This window comes from Roseivirga spongicola, from assembly GCF_001592965.1.
Lineage (GTDB): Bacteria > Bacteroidota > Bacteroidia > Cytophagales > Cyclobacteriaceae > Roseivirga > Roseivirga spongicola.
Genome location: NZ_LRPC01000028.1, coordinates 123,961 through 145,507, shown reverse-complemented (window position 1 = coordinate 145,507; position 21,547 = coordinate 123,961). Strand labels below are relative to the sequence as shown.

13 protein-coding genes are annotated in these 21,547 nt (G+C 40.7%); 7 read left to right on the top strand and 6 right to left on the bottom strand.

Features of this window, described 5'->3' with window-relative positions; all coding sequences use genetic code 11:
• Positions 1-59: 59 nt before the first annotated feature.
• Entirely contained in the window at positions 60-2,225 is a 2,166-nt protein-coding gene (locus AWW68_RS12710; protein WP_185101267.1) for a T9SS type A sorting domain-containing protein, read from the bottom strand.
• A gap of 177 nt (positions 2,226-2,402) precedes the next feature.
• Here AWW68_RS12710 and AWW68_RS12705 point away from each other — a divergent pair, with 177 nt between their 5' ends.
• Both AWW68_RS12705 and AWW68_RS12700 read left to right on the top strand, forming a co-directional pair.
• Positions 2,403-4,262 (top strand): cation:proton antiporter domain-containing protein, encoded by a 1,860-nt coding sequence (locus AWW68_RS12705; RefSeq protein ID WP_068221612.1) that lies wholly within the window; start codon positions 2,403-2,405, stop codon positions 4,260-4,262.
• Between the two features lie 2 nt (positions 4,263-4,264).
• Positions 4,265-4,696: a DUF5946 family protein gene (locus AWW68_RS12700; protein WP_068221609.1), complete on the top strand. Its 432-nt coding sequence runs from the start codon at positions 4,265-4,267 to the stop codon at positions 4,694-4,696.
• A 22-nt stretch (positions 4,697-4,718) separates the two neighbouring features.
• Here the strand turns inward: AWW68_RS12700 and AWW68_RS12695 are convergent, their stop codons facing one another.
• A complete protein-coding gene (locus AWW68_RS12695; protein WP_068221607.1) occupies positions 4,719-6,200 on the bottom strand; it encodes a YfcC family protein in 1,482 nt (493 codons plus the stop codon).
• Between the two features lie 272 nt (positions 6,201-6,472).
• Positions 6,473-7,741 (bottom strand): tetratricopeptide repeat protein, encoded by a 1,269-nt coding sequence (locus AWW68_RS12690; RefSeq protein ID WP_068221605.1) that lies wholly within the window; start codon positions 7,739-7,741, stop codon positions 6,473-6,475.
• 164 nt (positions 7,742-7,905) lie between these two features.
• Between AWW68_RS12690 and AWW68_RS12685 the strand changes: the two genes are divergently transcribed.
• On the top strand, positions 7,906-10,632 hold the full coding sequence (locus tag AWW68_RS12685) for a WD40/YVTN/BNR-like repeat-containing protein (protein WP_245660236.1): 2,727 nt from the start codon (positions 7,906-7,908) through the stop codon (positions 10,630-10,632).
• Positions 10,633-10,683: 51 nt separating this feature from the next.
• On the opposite strand, the gene AWW68_RS12680 is transcribed toward AWW68_RS12685, so the two are convergent.
• Together AWW68_RS12680 and mpgS are read right to left on the bottom strand one after the other, a co-directional pair.
• Positions 10,684-11,484, bottom strand: coding sequence for an HAD-IIB family hydrolase (locus AWW68_RS12680; RefSeq protein WP_068221603.1), 801 nt, complete (start codon positions 11,482-11,484; stop codon positions 10,684-10,686).
• Positions 11,481-12,788: a mannosyl-3-phosphoglycerate synthase gene (gene mpgS, locus AWW68_RS12675; RefSeq protein WP_068221601.1), complete on the bottom strand. Its 1,308-nt coding sequence runs from the start codon at positions 12,786-12,788 to the stop codon at positions 11,481-11,483. The genes AWW68_RS12680 and mpgS overlap by 4 nt, the downstream gene beginning before the upstream one ends.
• Before the next feature lie 232 nt (positions 12,789-13,020).
• On the opposite strand from mpgS, the gene AWW68_RS12670 reads away from it, so the two are divergent.
• Positions 13,021-13,554, top strand: coding sequence for a hypothetical protein (locus tag AWW68_RS12670; protein ID WP_068221599.1), 534 nt, complete (start codon positions 13,021-13,023; stop codon positions 13,552-13,554).
• A 373-nt stretch (positions 13,555-13,927) separates the two neighbouring features.
• The gene (locus AWW68_RS12665; protein ID WP_089082294.1) at positions 13,928-16,366 is read left to right on the top strand and encodes a ligase-associated DNA damage response DEXH box helicase; all 2,439 of its coding nucleotides are present in this window, start codon (positions 13,928-13,930) and stop codon (positions 16,364-16,366) included.
• A gap of 156 nt (positions 16,367-16,522) precedes the next feature.
• Here AWW68_RS12665 and AWW68_RS12660 read toward each other — a convergent pair whose 3' ends face one another.
• Positions 16,523-18,607: a S9 family peptidase gene (locus AWW68_RS12660; RefSeq protein WP_068221595.1), complete on the bottom strand. Its 2,085-nt coding sequence runs from the start codon at positions 18,605-18,607 to the stop codon at positions 16,523-16,525.
• Between the two features lie 184 nt (positions 18,608-18,791).
• On the opposite strand from AWW68_RS12660, the gene AWW68_RS12655 reads away from it, so the two are divergent.
• Positions 18,792-19,082 carry a DUF3817 domain-containing protein gene (locus AWW68_RS12655; protein ID WP_068221593.1) on the top strand — a complete coding sequence of 97 codons (291 nt, stop codon included), beginning with the start codon at positions 18,792-18,794 and terminating at the stop codon, positions 19,080-19,082.
• Between the two features lie 58 nt (positions 19,083-19,140).
• Entirely contained in the window at positions 19,141-21,498 is a 2,358-nt protein-coding gene (locus AWW68_RS12650; protein ID WP_068221590.1) for a TonB-dependent receptor, read from the top strand.
• The last annotated feature ends 49 nt before the right edge of the window (positions 21,499-21,547 follow it).

The window sequence follows — 21,547 nt, the reverse complement described above, 5'->3', positions numbered from 1 at the left end:
AAGTTTAGTTTAAATTCTAAAGGAAAGAAAGGCTAGAAAGAAATTAGGTAATTACCTGATTATCTGATAATAAAACGAATGGTTTCTCCCACAGCACCATTATTCAACCTAAGCACATAGATGCCCGCTGCTAAACCTTCAGTTTCTAATTGAACCGAATTGTTGCTGTTGGTAATAGTTACATCTTCTACCACTCCACCATTAGCATCGATTAGAGTAAACTGCATATCTTCAATATTCTCGAAAACCTGAATATTGAGCACTTCACCTCTAGCAACAGGGTTTGGTGCGGCAGTTACACTCAGTTTGCTCAGACCAAAACTATCGGGTACAGTTCCATTAAAGAACTTCTCAGCAAAGGCAAAAGCTTTAGTACCTACCTTGATCCCAATTTTTCTACCTGGAATATCATCTACTGGCGGATGTATTCCACCCCAAATTCTGGAGAGACTTGTCTGGTCTGAGGCATCTCGGTATGTAGCCCATTGCAGCTTTACATCTACTGATGGCCCTTCCTCAAACACCAAAAACTGATTTTTTCTGGCGATGAATTCTCCCATGCCTCCCGGAAAAAATTCATCACCAGTAAACATGGTCAGCACTTCTGCTGCTGCTCTAGAGAATGTGGAATGCCCAGAAACATAGCCAGCAAAAGGAGGTGTAACGAATGTTGGTCGCTGGTAAGGCCACCAATCTTCAGCAAGGATCCACCCTACTCCAGCTTGAGTATTAGTCGGATCGCTGATATAACTTGGGCCTCTCCAAGCCTTCAACTTAATCTTATCTACGGCAGTATTATTTGTTCTAGCCAGGGCATCTCCAGGCAATACCACCTCTACATATTCCGGTTCTAAACCAAATGACCTTTCATCATAGTTAGGAAAGCTCGGGCTCACTGCCTGACCCAAGTCTGCCACGCCCCTAATGGCCGAAATTGGTCTTATATAGTCATAGAACCCTTTAATACTCCAAGCTGATATAGCGGCATCGTGCATGGCGCCACCCAACATAAAGTAAGACTTTACATCCCATTCCAAATCATTTAAGACCTCTCCTTCCCCCTTAAACTTCTTCACCAACTGCGGATGATCCGAAACGTAATTTAGAATTGTAAACCAATGGCCTGGCGGTGTTTCTGAGTCGGGACCATCTGCCCAAAACTCAGCCAAAACTCGCGTATAGTCTCCTCTTGGTACTATGTTAGGTTCGTAAGGCAATCCGGTTGAAGGGTTAAGCTCATGCCCTTTACTTCCATCACCACCCTCTAATCTTTTGTAATAATTTGGGTATTCATTCCAATTATTAGGCAATGCGGAACTATTACCAATAGAGGCAGGAGAAATATCCCACATTACATTATCCCATGGAGACAAATGTGCACTCCAAATGGAAACCATCTCAAAATTCCACTTATAGAACTCATGGCCTCCATTCTCAAAATCGTCAAACCTAGGTGGCGCACCTGGGTCATTATACACCCAAAACGAACTTCCATCTCTTTTCTTTCTCACCCTATCTTTAGCCGTAAGAGCAAAAGGATAAACATTTCCCCACTCAGGACTTAGAAATGGCTGCATTTCTCCGCTTTCGAAGCCACTTTGACCTACAAAGACTTCTAATTCTATTTGTTGCCATCTGTTGAGGTCAGTTATCCTAGGGTTTCCGGGTACTTGGGGTGCAATAGGCTGATTAACTGGCTGGTAGAACTTGTTTGCGTAACTATCCAACTCATTAGAACCATCTTTCCACCCATAGTCTATATAACATTGACCTATAAAATTGCCCAATGCCCATGATTCGCCATTTGACATGTCTCGAAGATTCGTAGGGCCTCTAAACTCGAGGTCTTCCATTAATCTTCTATACCTGAACGAGAGATTAGCATAGCGTTCGGCTTTTTGAAACCTCTTATCTAATATGGTGTATGCAGCATGGCTAATTACTTCATCTAAATTGGCTCGTGATTTATCAAAAGCTTTCAAAGACTCAGTATTGCATGTAAAACCGTTGACAGTTTTACCGAGCAAATATGGTTCGGCCGTATCATCGAAAAAAGCCCAGGCATCATACATCGCAGCCGAAAGATGAAATAGATTTCTGGCGTGAACAGTTGGTCTGGCTAAATCATTTCTGATGGAATGCAGCAGCTCTTCCATCCACTTACGGGCAACTGTATGATCTTGAGCGTTTAATGGAGCATTAAAGCTTAGCAGGCAAATACCCACAATACAAAAAAGTCTACAAATGCTCCTGAAAAACAGCCTCATATCAACTTCAAATAAAGCGATTCAAAGGAACTCAAGCAATGAAATGCGTATTCTTGATGAATAAGAATTTACCAGTGGACATTTCGTTTTAATTCTTTAGTATTATTTTAGGCGCAATCCACTTGAACTTTTTCAATGCACGAACTAGACTACTATCCTTTACTCCTCATCTTTGCCATAGCATGGGCTGTGCCTTTAATCCTTTCTTGGTTTGAAATAGGCAAGGTACCTTCCGTTATTGTCGAGATTATTCTAGGGGTAGTTATTGGCCCTTTTGTTTTAGATCTTGTACATGAAACCCCGTATATGGAGTTTCTCTCCTATACTGGTTTTCTCTTTTTAATATTCCTGGTTGGCCTAGAAATAGATGTAAACAAAATCATCAATTCACTTAGCTCCTTAAGGTTTAAGGCATCATCTATTCTTACTAATACCTTTATGTTGGCCATGGGAATTTACCTTGGCACTCTTCTGCTTTCCTTGCCCGCCCTTTGGCTTATCAGTCAGTTTCATGAGCTAAATGTGATCTATTATGCCTTGCTTTTCCCTACTGTAGGCATTAGCATCACTGTGCCAATACTTAAGGCTAGTGGAGAAATTAAGCGCAAGTTTGGTCAGATTTTGTTAATGCAAGGTAGCATTGCCAACCTGCTCAGTATATTGCTTATTTCAATTTACTCGGGCTACGTTAAAAATGGATTAGACATTGAGCTCTTGCTCTTCAATTTACTATTCATAGCCTTCTTGGTTTTTCATGCTATAGGCAAAAAACTCAACAGAGTAAGAACCTTCCAAAAAGTGATTTACCGATTAGAGCATGCTGCCAACCAGATTAAGGTAAGAGGTGCTGTAGCGCTATTCTTTGCGTTTGTGGTGATTGCCTCGGCTGTTGAAACGGAACCCATTTTAGGGGCATTCTTTGCAGGCTTGTTACTTAGCCTCTTCATAACCAAAGACCGTTCTGCCCTTCTGTTTAAACTAGATGGAATGGGCTATGGATTCTTTATTCCCATTTTCTTCATTAGTGTAGGGATAAACCTCGATGTTTCGAGCCTTTATAATATTGGCGAATCTTATGGATTCATTCTATTATTAGTAGCGGCATTCTTTATTACTCAAACCATTCCGGCCCTGAGTTTAGTGCGCCTGTTTGGATTTAAAAAGGCCTTTGCCGGAGGAAATTTACTCTCTGCCAGATTGGGAGAAACTGTAGCTGGCGCCCAAATTGGCTTGTCATTAGGAGTACTCACTGAGTCAGAAAACGCAGCCCTTGTAACCGCTTCAATCATTACTTGTCTCCTAGCCCCAATGATTTACAATTCATTGAATAAGAAAGATGAAGAGCACAAAAAGGTGTTAGTCTTTGGTGGAAGCCGAGCGAGTTTATTACTAGCGGAACGCTTCAAATTGCACGACATTTCTTTTATGACTTACCTTCAGCGGGAGGAGATTATTCAACAGTTTGACCAAAAGAGTTTACCGTTTGAAAAGACCAAACTCACCCCTGAGCTACTCAAAAACCTTAATATTCTGAGTGGCGACTTGGTAGTGGTGCTTACAGAGTCTAACTTCTTGAACCAACAACTTACGGCTTACTTAAAGAATGAGTTGAGGCACAGTAAAATCATCACCCGAAGGCAGTCGGTAACCCACGACTTGGTTGATAATAATTTCGAAGGAATTAAGACTGTAGACCATGAAGAGCTTTTAGCAGGCCACATTGAGGACATGGTACTTAGACCTAATGCCATCGACTCACTTTCTACTAGCTTCGATGTCTATAGAATTGAAGAAATTAGCATTAGCAATAAGCAAATTAACCGAAAACTGGTTAAAGAAATTGCCTTCCCACAAACTGGATCCTTGGTGATTCAGAAACGTGGTGGAGAAGTCTTCATTCCTCATGGTAACACTCACCTACTGATTGGCGACCAAATTACGGTAATTGGAAACGGTGCTGCACTAACAGAGTTCAGGCGAATTCTTGAGGGGTGAAAATGGAAACCAAAACTGAATTTCAGCTATTTCATGAGCTTTCATTCTATAGCTTAGCCCATCCAAATAAAGAATACTTTATACACCAGCATGTTGTAGGCGCCTATGCGGTGCAACACCTAAATCCAGAAACTAAAATCATTAAATCAGTTTATGGACTCTTAGGCTTATGCTTGTTTCTAGAATATGGCTTTACAGGCAAAGAAGTTCAGAATGTACATGTAAGTCTATCTTCCGATAAATCTGACTGGCCAAAAATTCAGTATGCCGTAGAACCTTTAGACTTTTCAATCCAGTCAATTATGAATGCATCGGAAGGAAAAGAGAGAGACCAAAAGATTAGAGAATGGTGTGAAGAAGTTTGGAAAACACACAAGGTCAATCAACAGCCAATCAGAGAGTGGCTTATAAAAAGGAAGGTAATATTTTCCTAAACCCTTATTCTCTCTAAAAGAATCACAGCAAATACCCCAGAATTAGCACAATAGCACCTAAAGGTGCCAGCATATAAAGCAACTTCAGGTTGAATTTCACCCAGACATTATAGGGTACGTTTACCATAGCAAGAGATGGCAAGACTAAACCCGAAGGGGTGAAAAGCTGCATCATGCCAAAGCCGAACAGATAGGCATTGACAATTTCTTCAGAAGGCACACCAACTACATTCCCCAAGGCACCCATAATTGGCATACTCACCAAGGCTAATCCTGAAGATGAGCTGATAAAAAAGGCCAAAACAAAGAACACTACCATCAATACAGGCAAAAACACCAAAGGTGAGGTACCGCTTACCAAATCGCTTGCTTCATTAAGCAGTGTTCCAGAAATCATTCCTTCATTCATTACAATGGTTATTCCCCGAGCAATACCAATAATGAGCGCTACTCCTAACAGGTCTTTGGCGCCATCTACAAAAGCCTCCACAAATTTAGCTTCAGAAGTTCTTTGCAATAGGCCAATAATCAGTGCAGCAGCCAAGAACAAAGCTGTCATTTCTTCTAGCCACCATCCTAAAACAGCTACTCCGTAAACCATCACAATAAAGGACAACGCAAACAACGTAAGTAACACCCAAGTAAGAGGAGTCATAGCTCCAGGAACTGTCACCTGCTTTTTAGCGAAAGGGTTTTTAATATCCAAACCGTGGAGCAGAGATTTGGCAGGGTCAGCTTTTACTCTTTCGGCATAACGAACAACATAAGTAATAGCAACTACTCCAGTAAGAACCATCATGATCAAGCGACTGTAGAGTCCTAAAGTCCAGCTGACACCCGCAGCATCTGAGGCTATAATTGTACTAAACGGATTCACCGTAGCTCCTATTAGCCCGATGCAAGAACCAATGTAAATAGCAGCAACAGGCACTAATAAATCGTATCCAGCAGCAATGAATATGGGAACCAATATGGGATAGAAAGCGATGGTCTCTTCTTGCATACCAAAGGTTGTTCCTCCCAAGGCTATAAGCGTCATCGTGATGATAATGAGCCACTTTTCTCGCCCTTCGAGCTTTTCAGAAATAAAGCCAACACCACGCTCTAAAGCTCCTGAAAGTTGAAAAACACCTATAAACCCGCCAATAATAATGACTAAGAGAATGATATCTATGGAATCGTAAATACCCTTGATTGGTGCGAATAGGATAGCTTTAAACCCTTGAGGATTAGCGTCAACTTGTTCATAAGTATTGGGGATTGAAACTGGCTTTTTGATCTTGCCCTCCTCAAACTTGCTCAACTCCATTTGCAAACCCAAACTGTCTAAGGTAGCCTGAGTTCCGGGTAAAGTAGCCGACTTGTTCCCCTCAACCAAAAACTGCCCATCGGTATAAGTCAGTGTATCATAGCTTCCTGCGGGCAATAACCAAGTAGCTAAAGCCGAGATGATAATAATGATATACAGAGTGGTATAGGCCGAAGGAAATTTGAACTTGCGCATTCTCAGAAGTTAAAAAATGAAAGATAGGGAAAAAGCGGGAAGCAGACAGAAGTCGGAAGTCGGGAGTTAGGAGACGGAAGTAGAGAGCTTTAAGCTGAAAAGGAGTCGAGAGCAGGAGGAAGTGCAGCTTGTTGTTAAAGTCTTAGAGTGAGGAGATGGAAGTCGGAAGTCGGGACAGAAGGCTAAAGCTGACAGCTGGGCATGGGTATGACATGAGAAAATCAAAAAATCTCTACTGCATTAACCTATTAATTTACCAGGCCTTCCCCATGTTAATCTAGTTTAATCCTTCTTATTTCTATGGCCTTGGCTTGGCTGGCATTAAAGTTTCCTGATTCATCATAAGCGCCCCATGGACTATTAGCTAAGTAGTAAAAGTAACCATCTTTAACCTGACCTAATGTTGGCTCACCCAAGCTCTCTCCTCCTCTATTGATCACCCTTTCTACATCTATAAAATCACCGCGCTCATTCAAGAAATACTGCATTACTCGGTAAGGCTTAGTTCCATTATGGATGGCTATTAAGGTGTTATTGTAAAAATATAGACCATCAATCCCTTTCAGCAGAGAAGATGAAGGAGCATATACTTTCTCAATATCGTCTTCATTATCCATATTAATTCGGTAAATACCACTGACATAATCAGCGAAATAGAGGTAGTTTTCACTATCGTTCAATGTTAGACCCTGTAGGTTGAAATGACTACCATCTAAATCGAAGTACTTTCTAGCGAAAGGGCCAAAATATTGAGAAGTATCGGTTACGTTTCTTACCAAATAAGGCTTAGAGCTATTGCTATACCAAATTCTTTGCTCTTTATCGAGGACCAAATCTCCAATGACTGACCCATCATTAAATTCAACCCCTTGTAATATCTGAGCTTCAGAAACATCAACCTGTAGGATCATAGATTTACCCTGATCATCGGAACTAAAATCCTTCATTTGTGACAATGCCGAAGAAGCTACCCATAGATGGTCCGTTTCTTCATTATACTTCATACCCATTACTCCGTAGGGCACTTCTAACCAGTCAGAAACGAGTCCGTTCGTATCTACCTTTACAATTTTTCTTTCTCTTATACTTCCAAGCAGCAACTCTCCATTATCCATCAGAACAAAACTTTCTGGATGTATTTCAGCTGAATTAATTACCCTAAATAATTCATCGTGAACCTCAGTACTTCCCAATTCTACTTGAAGCTCTATTAAATCTTGATAGTTCTTATGTCTTTTTAGGCTCTCAAAATCAGGGTTATTCTGAAAATCAAAAGTAGCATCCATCAACACCATCTGCTTCAAGGTTTGAATTGCTCTAATTTTACGCCCTGTCAATGCCCAAGCAGCCGCCAACTTCGGAACTATACCAGGATGGTTAGGCCTTAATTCATCAGCTTGCCTAATGTTCTCTAAAAATGAATCGTAATCTTGAGCTTCATAGGCTTCTACAGCAGCCTTGTACACTTCTTGTAAGTCCTCTTGTGCATTAACTGATAAAAAGCCGCCAAAAAAACACAGTACTAACAGAAACCTCTTCATAAATAACCTATTAACGAATACACAAATCTAACACCTCATCAGAACGAAGCCCCTAAACATAACGCTTCCTTTAGCTCCAAATAAATAGCCACTGGTGTAAATGGAGAAACTGACCTTTGTACTAGATGTATTTTGAATTAATTTAAACGCTTTAACCTTAAAATATGATGAATCTTACTGTAAAAACATTCAGATCATTGATTGCGGTGAGTCTTTTGACTCTGATATCCGTACCCGAATCAATGGCTCAAAAAATACCTGATCAGGTAGTGAAATCGATCGAATTCAGAGAGATTGGCCCTACTCGTCAGGGAGGTAGATACGTTGATTTTGCGGTGATGGAAAAATCACCTAAAGTAATCTACGCAGCTACGGCATCTGGTGGCCTTTTAAAGTCTACTAATAACGGACAGTCTTGGAAATTTCAATTCGACCAAGAAAGCGTAGCATCTATTGGTGCTGTGGCACTAGATCAAAAAGACACTAGTGTTGTATGGGTAGGAACAGGAGAAGCCAATAACTCGAGAAGCTCATACTGGGGTAATGGCGTTTACAAGTCTACCGATGGTGGTGAGACTTGGAAAAACATGGGACTCCCAGAATCTCATCATATTGGCAGAATTCTTATCGACCCGAATAATTCAAATGTAGTATATGTAGCTGCTTTGGGTAAGCTTTATTCAGAGAATCCAGAAAGAGGTTTATACAAAACTACTAATGGTGGAAAAAGCTGGACGAAGGTGCTTGAAGTTAAAAGAGCTGATGGCAAATACATTGGCGTGGTAGATGTGGCCATGAGCCCGGACGACCCTAACACACTAATTGCAGCAGCTTATGACAAAATTAGAAGACCATGGACTTTCAACGAAGGTGGTGAAGGTAGTGGCATCTACAAATCTACCGATGGTGGTAAAAACTGGAAGAAGTTGAGTAATGGTCTTCCAGGTGGATTCTTAGGTAGAATTGGAGTGGCCTACGCTCCTGGAAACTCTAAAGTTGTCTATGCTAACGTTGAGAATGTAAACGTTGAAGGCATGTCTGATGCAGAGAGAAGAAACATGCTAGAAGTTGGTATTCCTTTAGGAAGAAGACAATCTGTAGTTGGAACTGAAATGTACCGCTCTGATGATGGTGGCGAAAGCTGGAGAAAGATTAGCCCTGATGGCGAAGATATTGGTGGTTATCCTTCTTACTACTATCAGCAAGTTAGAGTAGACCCTAATGATGAAGATCATGTTTACGTTTTAGGTATTCAGGTTTGGGAAACTAAAAACGGTGGAAAAACTTGGGGTACTCCTTTCAGGTTTGGTGGAGACAACCACGCCATGTGGATTGACCCAGCCGACTCTAAACACATGCTTTTAGGTTATGACCACGGTATGGGAATTACCTATGATGCCGGTGCTACATGGTACCACCCAGATGAAATTTCTTTGGCTCAATTCTATGCTGTAGATGTAGATATGGCTTATCCATACAATGTATATGGTGGTTTACAAGACAATGGCTCTGTTAGAGGACCAAGTACTTCTAAAGATGGCAGATCTATTCCGTTCGAAGCATGGCAAAGAACTGGCGGTGGAGATGGTATGTACAACGTTATCGACAGAAGCAACAACCGTTACTTATACAACGAATCTCAGTTTGGCCCACTTCAAAGACTTGATTTGGAAACTGGCGAATCATCAGGCATAAGATATACTGGCGACAGAAGCATGAGATGGAACTGGAACGCTCCGATTGTAGTATCTCAGCATAATCCAGATGTAATTTACCATGCAGGAAACAAAGTATTGAGGTCTAACTTCAGAGGTGAGAACTGGACAGAAATAAGCGGTGACCTTACCGATAACGATGAAGTTAAAGCCAACGGAACAGGAAACATTCAGTATGGAACAATTACTACTTTAGAAGAGTCTCCAATTGACCCTAACGAGCTTTGGGTTGGTACCGATGATGGCAATGTGCATGTAACTACTGATGGTGGTAAGAATTGGACTAACCTGAATGCTAACATTCCTAACAACCCAAGATATTGGGTAACTAGAGTTGAAGCCTCTGCTCACGTACCTGGTACCGCCTATGTTTCATTCAATGGTATGAGAAGGGATGACTTTACTTCTTACCTATACAAAACCACAGACTGGGGTAAAACTTGGACTTCTATTGCTAACGGTATTGAGCCAGCTGGTGTAAACGTAATCAGAGAAGACCACAACAACCCTAACCTACTATTTGCAGGTACTGAGCTTGGCGTATTCGCAAGTATTGACGGTGGTAAAAACTGGACTAAGTTCATGAACGGAATGCCAACAAACCCTGCTTATGACATGGTTATTCACCCGAGAGAAAACGAATTGGTAGTTGCTACTCACGGTAGAGGTATATTTATTGCTGACATTGCCCCTCTACAGGGAATGAATGCTCAGACACTTACTTCAGATGTAACCCTATTCGATATTGTTCCTGCGGTTCAATACGTAAGCGGTTTAAGCAACGTAACTGCTTACACCAACTTTAATGGAGAAAGCAGACAACCGGGAAGTCACATACATTTCTACACCAAATCTGCAGGTAAGGCTACACTTAAAATCTACAGAGGTTCTAAGGAAATCTACAAAACTGAAGTAGATACCAAAGCTGGTTTAAATACTTACAATTGGAGATTTGTAGAAATTACTGGTGAACGCTCACAAGATGATCTTAACTCTATGGCCGACAGATTTAGAAGGTTTGGTATGAGCGAGGAGCAAGTGCAGAACAGAGTTGCTCAAATGAAATATACTACTAGAGGCATTGGCCCTGGCACCTACAAGGTAGTAGTAGAAATGAACGGCAAGAGCGACAGTAATGAAGCAATTGTATTGAAAGATCACTGGAATGGTAAGTAACCATCAATAAAAGCTCATTGAAAAGGCCGCTGGAAACAGTGGCCTTTTTACTTATGACTCTAGCAAAATTCTAGACACCTTATTCCATCCTGCTGGCCCAATGCCCTGAACGTTTTTAATAGTCACATCACCTAATTCCGCCCATTGACTCCCTGGCCGTTGCACCAAGTAAGGATCGTCTACCGTTTGAAGCATTTCAAAGTCATTGACACTATCTCCCACACCATAACTTTTCACTTCTCCCCATTCATTTTCATAAAGCGCCAAAAGTATATCAACTGCCTTACCTTTATCTGCATTGCTAGAAATGATTGTCTGAAACTTACTTCCCGGAATACTTTTGAGCTTGTTATGACTTAGAAAGTCCAAAAACCCATCGTTTACATCACCTTTTAATATGGTTTCCGAAAACTCTCTTTGCATAGCCCTTCGGCTAGACCTAAGATCTAAGCCAGTATACATTGAAACATCTTCAGCCGATAAATCGAAATAGCAGGTAAATGAAAGACCTAAGTATGTTCTGGCCTGATGAATAATATCTCTAATAAAGCCCACTGGCTTACCTATGGTAATCACCTCAAAATCATCGATTACATAAGAATTAAAAGGTATTTTCTTGCTGAAATAGCCTCTTGGAATAAATATGGCCGATCCATTTTCTACTATAAAAGGATCTTCTATACCCAGTGCACCTCTGTAAAACTCCTGCTCTACCCTAGACTTTGAGCTACAAAAAACAATTGGAACTCCTTCCTCTTTCAGCTCATTGACTGATGCTTCAGACTGAGCAAATGAGTAGCTCTTCAAATCCAAGAGCGTTCCATCCAAGTCGCTTAAAAGTACTTTTCTCATTTTATTTCTAGTTGTTCATGGGGGTCTGGTAAATGATCTTTCGATTTCACAGTTTCTCTCGCCAATTTCTTTTTTCCATTCTTGTGCTTATACTTCGATAAATCTGCCTTGAGGAATTCGGCAAATGAAGCTTTGGCTAAAGCCTGTTTAAATTTGAGCATATTTACTTTGGTTAATGCTGGGTAATAGCGCACTGTTTCAGGCATCTCTTCCCCTTCCTTTAGTAAACCTCTATTATATAAATCTATCAGTATTTCTTGCTTCAGATGATCTGGGCAGAGAGGAGATCTATAGATTACCTCCATCGCTTCACGGCTCATCGATTTCACATGCTCATCACCCTTTACCTCATGTAGATGAGGGTTTCTACTTTCTATTTGAAAAAACTGAATACCTTGCTTCATTACATCGGCACTTGGTGAATCAATAACACCTCCAAAACGCTCCAATACATTGATGTAATGGTATGGCTCAATAGAATAGCCAGAAGAATAATCTATATTCAATGCCAAATCCATGCTCATGGCATGTTCACCGGCATTTCCAGTTTTAATTATTTCCGTACCGTAGCCAGTATAGCTACTCATAAGCATGTTCAACACTTTGTTGGTGTGTTCCGAGGCCCTTCCTCTTTTAGCAAAAAACAGGCTCGACTCCACAATTTTAGGCTTGCTATGCCAAGCTATCCGAACCATAGAATAGTCTGATTTAGCACTATACAAAGCAGCACTATACTCTTGAACATACTCATATACAGCGCCAGGGAAGTAGTTATCTGAATCGATAAAACCGATGTATTTTTTACCACACAAATACGCCAGAATAGTGCTAAGGATCATACCCTCGGCTTTACCACTTCTCACCTCCCCTTTATCATCTAGAATGTATTCATAGCCTGCATCTTTACAGGCTTGCGCTAATAAGGGGTCTTTCTGATGGGCGATAAAAATATCTTTCTTCATGAACTTACTCATATGATTGAGTGCGTCCATTTCAATTTTATACCTATCCACAGGTTCTCTCTTGCTATTAGAAACCAAAATCACAAGGCACTCATGCGGAATACCAGCCAAAACACCTTCTAGCAGTTTAATCTTTTCGTCCTTAATAGGCACCACAATGGCCATCTGCTCTTGAATGTCTTGGAGCGACTCGTATGAGATTCGAGTTATTACCCTTCTTTCCTTTTCTTTGGGTTCAAGCTCCTTAAGCTTAAGTCCTGCATCTAACTCCCAAACCTTTTGGACATCGTGAATCTGAACTGGGCCGAACCTTTCTACTTCTCTAGGTATTTCAATACGCATATCTAAAAATACCTTAATTGAAGTTCAATTTTTAACCAAAATCAACACAACTAATACAATCGGTTGCATTATGACCTTTAATATCAACCAATCCGATGCTAAAACACACAATATAGCCATCCTAAAAAGAATCAGTCATCCAGTATAATTCAGGTTTTAGGAATCTTTAACCGAATGAATGACTGATTTAGAAACAGAATTTATTTATTTCGTGCCCTTAAATAATTGTCGAATGAGCGGTAAGAATATTCTATTAGGCCTGATTTTATTAGTAGCGGTGTGTTCATGTAAGAAAGAACAAGTGCCAATTCAAGACGACTACTACTTTTCTTTCGATGTTAAAATCAGCAACAAAATAACTGAACCGACTATTATTAATGGCTACTATGGCCACGTACTAGAATACAATGGCAATTTTATGCCCTCTACCGATGGTGAAACAAAAAAGCCAGATACAGTTAGAAACGAACTTTATTTATACGAGAGTTCTTACTTAGAGCAAATTCAGGAAGCGAAAGTTCAAAAAGACGGCACGGACTTCTACGATTTAAAGAAGCTTGAAAAGAATGACATTAAGCCTAAGTTTATAGTAAGGCCAAATAAAAGCGGATTCTATCAAATAGACACCAATCAGAATGAGTACTTATTGCTGATAGAAGCGCGAAAAAACCTCGGCTACTACAATGGAGGTCCATTAAAGGTTGGCGGCAATTCTAATCAACTCAGATTGATGAACATGAAGATTGACTATAACGCTACTTTTTAAATAACCACTACGGGCTGAAAGCACCATAGTTTTAGAAGCAACTGAAAGTCGCTTTGAATGACCGACTTAGAAAATGTACGTCCTGAAAGTTTTCAGGATTAGATTTACGATTGACGTCAATCAAACCCCGAGCATTATCGGGGCGTACATCTTAAATTCCAGGATGCTTTATAGAAGCTGAAACAAATTCACTAAAGCGCATAGTCCTAACTCCTTTTGTGACCAATAAAGATTAAGGGAAGCACCAAGCCCTCATCCTATTTCATTTAGTACTCTGTAATACTGTAATTGAAGCAAACTCTTGTTTTACCAGTAAATAGAATCGAAAACTTAAAACTATATCTAGTATTTTGAGTCTCTTTCAATAATAGCTTTGAAGACTCAAAAAGATTTAAGCCCTGCCCTTAATTGGTTCAACTCAAAAGGTTGGCAAGCCTTCGATTTTCAGCAACAATGCTGGAGTGCCTATCTACATTGCAAAAGTGGACTGCTTAACGCCCCAACCGGAAGCGGAAAAACCTACGCCATTTGGTTAGCCTGCGTTCTGCAAGCGCTGCAAAACCCTAAGAAAGCTAAAGGCCTGCAAGTAATTTGGGTAACTCCGTTAAGAGCACTAGCCAAAGACATTCATTCAGCAATGAGCACCTGCTGTCGCGAAATGGGCTTAGACTGGGAAATTGGCCTAAGAACGGGCGATACCAGCCAAAAAGAAAGGCAAGCTCAAACCAAGAACATGCCTCAGGCGCTGGTTACCACACCTGAGAGTATTCATGTGCTATTAGCACAGAAAAATGCACCAAAAACTTTCGCCAACCTCAAAGCTGTCATTGTAGATGAATGGCATGAACTGGTGGGAAGTAAAAGAGGCGTTCAGATGGAGCTAGCACTAGCTTACTTCAGGCACCTTAACCCCAAACCAATCCAAACTTGGGCAGTTTCTGCAACCATTGGCAACCTAGAAGAAGCCGCAAAAGTGCTTTTGGGTGATCAATATGAACAGTGCGAAATTGTAAAAGCCAAAATCGACAAGAAAATTGAGGTAGAAACCATTTTACCAGACTCCGTAGATACGCTTCCGTGGATTGGTCATTTGGGACTGAACATGCTACCGAGAATAACTCCTATTCTCGATGAACATACTTCTACTCTATTATTCACCAATGTTCGATCGCAGACCGAAATTTGGTACAAAACCATAATTGAGAAAGTACCAGATTTAATGGGGCTTGTCGCCATGCACCACGGTTCTTTAGACTTGCAGGTAAGGCAATGGGTTGAAGAAGCTATCCATGCTGGTAAACTCAAGTGCGTAGTTTGTACCTCGAGTTTAGACTTAGGTGTAGACTTTAGGCCTGTAGATATGGTCATACAAGTAGGCGGACCTAAAGGCGTAGCCCGTTTTTTTCAGCGGGCAGGAAGAAGCGGTCATCGGCCAGGCGCAACGAGTAAAATATACTTCTTGCCGACACACTCTCTTGAATTAATTGAAGCAGCTGTACTCAAAGAAGCCATTGCAACCCATCAATTCGAAAGTAGAACACCACTCCTACTTTGCTACGATGTACTCGTACAGTATTTAGTCACACTAGCAGTTGGCCCAGGTTTTTACCCTGACGAAGTGAGAGCTCATGTTCAAAGTACCAACGCCTACAAAGACCTAACCGACCAAGAATGGCAATGGTGTTTAGAGTTTATCTCTACTGGAGGGAACTCACTTAGTGCCTACGATGAATTTGCCAAAGTGGAAATTATGAATGATGGACTGTGGAAGGTGAATAACCGAAAAACAGCCATGCGACATAGACTTTCTATGGGTACTATTGTAGGCGACCCAGTAGTGAAAGTCAAATACACATCTGGCACATACATTGGCACAGTTGAAGAATCATTTATTGCCCAACTCAAAGAAGGAGATACCTTTTGGTTTGCAGGGAAGAACTTGGCCTTGGTTAGGTTTAAGGACTTAACGGCCCAAGTAAGGAATTCGAAGAAGAAAACAGGTCCAATTCCACGTTGGGGAGGTGGCAAAGCCTCGTTTACTTCGCTCCTTTCTGATCAACTTAGAAGAAAGATTCACGATGCCTCTATTTCAAAGTTCGAAGGAGTTGAAATGAAGACCATTGCACCTTTGCTAGAGAAGCAAGCAAGACTTTCAGCACTTCCAAAAGAGAATGAATTACTCATAGAGCAAATAAAATCTGATGAAGGGACACACATCTACTTCTACCCTTTTGAAGGTAAATATGTACACGAAGTACTGGCTGCTTTAGTAGCTTATAGAATTTCAGTAAGCCAACCTATAAGCTTTTCCATTGCCTCAAATGACTACGGTTTTGAAGTACTCACCGATTTAGATATTGAGATTGAAGATTTTCTTGAGCTAGATCTGTTTTCAATGGAAAACTTACTAGATGATATTAAGGCGAGCATCAACAACACAGAAATGGCCAAGCGAAAGTTTAGAGACATCGCTACTATCGCTGGGCTCATCTTTCAGGGCTACCCGGGCAAGGGAATGACCTACAAACACTTGCAGGCATCATCTACCATGATCTATAAAGTTTTTGAAGATTATGACCCTGAGAACTTACTGCTCAAACAGGCGCATGAAGAAGTACTGAGCCTTCAGTTTGAAAGGTCTAGACTTACCGAATCTTTAGAACGCATTAACAAGCAAACTATTCTATTAAAGAAACTGAGCAAACCCACTCCTTTCTGCTTCCCAATTATGGTCGATAGGTTACGCGAAAGATTCACTACAGAAATGCTTTCTGAGCGAATAGAGAAAATGCAGCTAGACTTTCAGACATAAAAATAGGCTGTCTTAAAAACTAACTGTCATTACCGACTGTGATCAGGAATCTCACCAAGTTGGCACTCAAGGCCAATAGAGATTCCCAGTCAAGCTGGGAATGACGACAATAGTTGTTTTTAAGACAGCCTAATTCGTATTCAGAAGACTTGAAGATTATCTCTTCAAGTCTAAAGCCATTCCGTTTTTCATCACGAGGTGCTCAATAAAGAACTCCATCATTCTGCGAGAGTCAAGTGCAGTATGCCCTTGGTCTGGACCAATCTGCATTTCGAAGCTCTTTCCAGCCTTTTGCAATGCGTTAATGAATGCTAGTGAATTCTGAGGGTGAACATTATTATCACTTGTTCCGAAGAAAATCATGATCTCACCTTCTAATTGATCTGCCTGATTCATTAAACTGAACTTCTCATAACCCTCTAGGTTATTTTCAAGCAAGTTCATATAACGCTCAGTGTAAATATTATCATAGTATCTCCAATCAGTAACTGCAGAGTTTACAACCGCAGCGTGGAAAACATCAGGGTGTCTAAGCAGACAAGTAGCAGAAGTAGTTCCTCCGTAAGAAGTACCATAAACCCCTACTCTATTTTTATCGAAATAAGGTCTGTCATAAAGCGACTTAATTCCTTCAGCAAAGTCATCCATTTCTACCTGACCTAGCTTTCCATAAATCTCATCGAGCATTCTCTTACCACGACCTCTTACGTTTCTACCATCAACATCTACTACTAAGAAACCATATTCTGTCAAAGAACTAGGCATGGTAAAAGTCTCTCTGAACTCGTTAGTGGCAGGCCCACCATAGTTAGCCAAAATTAAAGGGTACTTCTTATTTGGGTCGAAGTTAGAAGGAAAATGCAGCAAGCCATGAAGCTCGGTTTTACCATCTGCAGCAGTGAATGTGAAAGCCTCCACTGTTTTGAAACCAAGCTCGTTGAACTTAGTCATGTCGCTCTTAGCCAATTCAGCAATAACCTTCCCTTTGCTATCTACTAAATTAGTAAACGGAGCAATGTTATGCGTCTGCTGAATATCGATGAAGTACTTGCCATCAGGAGAGAGCGATACCGAGTGATTATAAGCAGGGTCAGTCATTCTGGTGTCTTTCTTACCATCTAAACCAACTCTATGCAATTGCATTTTCATGTGGTTTTCACCACTTCTTGCCATATAATACAGTTGCTCTTTTTTCTCATCGACCATTACTATGTTTGCCACCTCAAATGGATGATTAGTAATAGTAGCCTCTAAAGTTCCGTCTACATTATATAGGTAGTAGTTATTGAAACCTGTTCTTTCCGAAGCCCAGATAAAACGTTTACCATCTTCTAACCAACGCATTTCAGGCGTATTTTTGGTAAAGCTTGGCAACCACTCTTCTCTAACAACCGTTCTGCTTTTTCCTGTTACAGGGTCAGCAGCTCTAAGCTCCATAATATCTTGCTTTCTGTTAGTGCTATGGAAAAGCAACTCACTTCCATCAGGAGTCCACTCTACACCATATAAATAGGTTCCTAAAGGCCCATCCTCGAAAGACTTACCACCTCTAGTATCTAGTAAAGTCGTTTTCTTAGTCTCTAAATCGTACACCATCAAATCTACCGGAAGGTTAGGCTCACCTACTTTAGGGTAAGACATCACTTCTAGTGAATCGTACATTTTCAGCTGATCTAGCAAAACATAGTATTGCTTAGCACCTTGCTCGTTGAATCGGTAAAAAGCCACTTTCTTGCTATCAGGCGACCACCACATGGCAGTATTTTGGCCCAATTCTTCGCCATAAACCCAAGTAGCGATACCATATTTCATTTTATTTTCCATGTTTCCATCAGTAGTAATGGCTTGCACGTTGCTACCATCGGCATTGCTGATGTACATATTTCTGTCTTTATGGAAAGCCTTCAATTGGCCATTTGGCGCCTCTGCAGAAGCATACTGACGACCTCTCGCTGGACGGTTCCAAGATCTTCTTTCTGGTCTTGGAGGAGTACCTAAATCTTCAGTAGTTTTTTTCTTTACATCGTACTTCCAAAGCTTACCATCTTTCACGTATTGGAAGCTACTGCCATCATCAGCCCATTTAGCTGAAATTGTTCCATAGTCTACTGAACCACGTAATTGAGGAGCCATTTTGCTATACTGATCATAGCCAGGCATGTTTTTGAGCTTATCTTGTGCGTGCCCGTTTTGGGTAAAAATCAGCATCAACAAGCCCGATAGGAATAAAACCTTTTTCATATGGGTAGTTTTCGTTTTTAATCTTCTTCAATACTAACACATTCAACTTTAAAAAAACAGTTGAAATCTAAAAGCGGCTACTAGATTGATGATTTACGATTTTAGATATTCGATCTAATGCACTCCAAAAATTGGAATTTGAGATTTGATCTTTGAGATTTGCGACCAAACACAAAAAGAACTAATGCTCAAAACCCTGAAGCTACTCGCCATACTTGAAGGAATTTCATACCTATTATTGATTGGTATATGTATGCCTTTGAAATACTGGTTCAACACACCTGAACCCACTCATCCTATTGGTTTGGCTCACGGTGTTCTTTTCGTGCTATACTGTGTTTTTGTAGTACTTGTGGGTTCAAAATACAAATGGAGCATGTGGAAAACGTTTTTAGCTTTAATTGCCTCCTTACTACCCTTTGGCACTTTTGTAGCCGATAAAAAACTATTTAATAATCCTGCAGAGGCTAAATAAACTCAAAAGTCTCAAACCCTTTTTTTACAACTTGAGTTTGTCTCATGTACACTATACTATGCGACACTTATTTTTTCTCCTAACGCTATTGGTTTCATTGCCCTTGGCCGCTTTTCAAAGTAAAGGAAACCTCTCTGGTTACGTAACAGATTCAAAGACTGGCGAATCTATTCCCGGTGCCACAGTTCAAGTAGTTGAACTGCAAACTGGAGCCATTACAGATGCTCAAGGTTTCTACACTTTAGAAAACCTCCCGACTGAAACCTTTACCATCCAAGTTTCATTTGTGGGCTACGAAACTCAAAGCAAGTTCAATGTAGTAATCCGTTCTGGAGGAAATCCAGATGTAAACTTCGAACTGAAAGAAACTGTCTCTGAACTTGGTGAAATAGTAGTAACGGCCAACCCATTCCTCAAAATTGAAGAAACCCCACTTTCCATTCAAAAGCTATCTAGAGAAGAAATTGCCACCTACCCTGGCGGAAACAATGATATTGCTAAAGTTGTACAGTCACTTCCTGGCGTATCGGGCTCAGTCGGAGGCTTCAGAAATGACATTATTATTCGTGGTGGCGCGCCTAATGAAAACGTCTATTATTTAGATGGAATTGAAATTCCAAACATCAACCACTTTGCTACACAAGGAAGTGCGGGCGGACCTGTAGGACTTTTAAATGTTAGTTTCTTTGAAGGAGTTACACTTTCAACCTCGGCCTTCGCTGCCCAATATGACAATGCACTCTCTGGTGTTCTGCAGTTCGACCAAAGGAAAGGAAACAACCGTGACTTCCGAACCAACTTCAGGTTGAGTAGTAGTGAAAGTGCCTTAACCTTTGAAGGCCCACTTTTTAAGGGAGATAATGAAGCTTCAAAAACCTCCTTTATTGCTTCGGCCAGAAGATCATATTTACAGTTTCTTTTTCAAGCCATAGACCTCCCCTTTTTACCAGATTATTGGGATTATCAATATAAGGTGACTCATGAAATTGATGAGTATAATGAAATACTGGTAACAGGCGTTGGCTCCATTGATGATTTCAGTATAAACGTACCTGATGAGTATGATCCTGAGCAGCAGGCTACGTTGGACCAAGTTCCGATTATTAAGCAACAGACTAACACCATTGGAGTAAGTTGGAAGCGCAGAAACAAATACGGAAAGGGCTTCAGTACGCTTTCTTTGAGCAATAATAGACTAGAGAATGATTTCAAAAGATTCGAGGATAATGTGAACCAAACCGGTCTTTACCTTCAAAACCTTTCTACAGAAGCCGAAACTAAATTTAGATATAACAGAACTCGTTTTAGAGGCAATTGGACCTTGGTTAGCACTGCTAGTTTACAGTTTGTAAGCTATGACAACAACAGCTTAGACTTAGTGAACAGTAATAACTTTGACAACCGAATTTCCTTCACCAAATATGGAGCCTCATTTCAAGCGTCTTCAGCCTCAGCAGATGATCGCCTCAAATACTCACTAGGTATCAGAGTTGATGGTAATAGCTTTACCGAGAGCGGCAATGATCTTTCAAAAACCATAAGCCCCAGATTTTCAGCCAGCTACACCTTCGACACACAAAAGAAGTGGTCTGTAAACGCATCTTTGGGCAGATACTTTAAGATTCCTCCTTACACCATTTTGGGTTACACTGAGGCAGGTTCATTGGTCAATAAAAATGCTGAGTATATAAGAAGTGACCATGCTGTATTAGGTCTGGAATATTTACTTAATCCGTCATCTAGATTCACCCTAGAGGGTTTCTTTAAAAAGTACGACAACTACCCTGTCTCATTGAGTCAAGGAGTTTCGTTGGCCAACTTAGGTGGCGACTTTTCTGTGCTAGGAAACGAAAACATTAGCAGTACTGGTGAAGGCAGAACTTATGGAATGGAGTTTCTTTATCAGAAGAAATTCACCAATAATTACTACGCAATCTTGGCTTACACTTGGTACAAAAGTGAATTCACTGGCTTAGATGGTGTCTACCGATCTAGCGCTTGGGATAGTAATCACCTCTTGACATTCACTGGCGGATATAAGTTCGGCAACAACTGGGAGATCAGTGCAAGAACTCGATATCTGGGCCAAACTCCATACGCACCTGTAGACCAAGCAGCTACTTTAGACAATTACCCTGCAATTGTGAGAGACTATGACAGACTCGGAACTGTTAGGTTGAACACTTTCAACCAGACTGACATCAGAATAGATAAGAAGTGGAATTTCAACAAATGGACGTTCAATATGTTTTTAGAATTGCAGAATGCGTTTGGTCAAGACATACCAAACGAACCAGAGTACGGACTAGACAGAGATGCTCAAGGCAAAATCAATACACCGAAGCAACTGGTTTTGATAGAAGATATTGACAACTCAGGCATTTTACCTTCTCTAGGGATAGTGATTAACTTTTAAAGGAGAGCTTGAAGTCAAAAAACCGAAGACGGGAATGGAGGAAAAAGCT